Below are 471 nucleotides of genomic sequence, written 5' to 3' on the forward strand. Positions count from 1 at the left end.
GCCGTACACGTCCTCCACGCGACCGTGGTGCTGCCGGGCGGCCCGCTGACGCTGCTCCAGATCGCGATCGGCATCGTCGATCTCGGCTTCTGCGCGCTGGCGATGTACGTGCTGGTCCCGGACGAGCCCAATCTCGGCTTCGTCGTGGTCGCGGTGATCTTCGTCTCGGCGACCCTGCTCGGCTTCGCCAGCCATTCGCCCGGGGGCTTGGGGGTGTTCGACGCCGCCATGCTGGTCGGCCTCTGGCAGATGGACCGGGAGGAGCTCCTGGGCGGCATGCTGCTGTTCCGCGTCCTCTATTATCTGTCTCCGTTCGTCCTATCTGTAATCTTGCTGACGTTTCGAGAAGTTATCATCGGCGCCCGATCGAAGCGGTTGCAACAGGCGGCGCTCAAGCTGGACCCTGGTCCTGCGCCTGAAGCCGCCTATGTGAGAGAGCGCAGCGACAGCGGCGCCTGACCGGTGTCAGGT

General features: G+C 65.4%; 1 pseudogene. It reads left to right on the forward strand.

The features are described from left to right. Nucleotides 1-459 (forward strand): annotated as a pseudogene (locus tag FMP39_RS37205) (hypothetical protein); the annotation flags it as partial. Nucleotides 460-471 lie beyond the last annotated feature (12 nt).

Origin of the sequence: Myxococcus sp. AB056, from assembly GCF_006547365.1 — a bacterium.
Taxonomy (GTDB): Bacteria; Myxococcota; Myxococcia; order Myxococcales; family Myxococcaceae; genus Myxococcus; species Myxococcus virescens.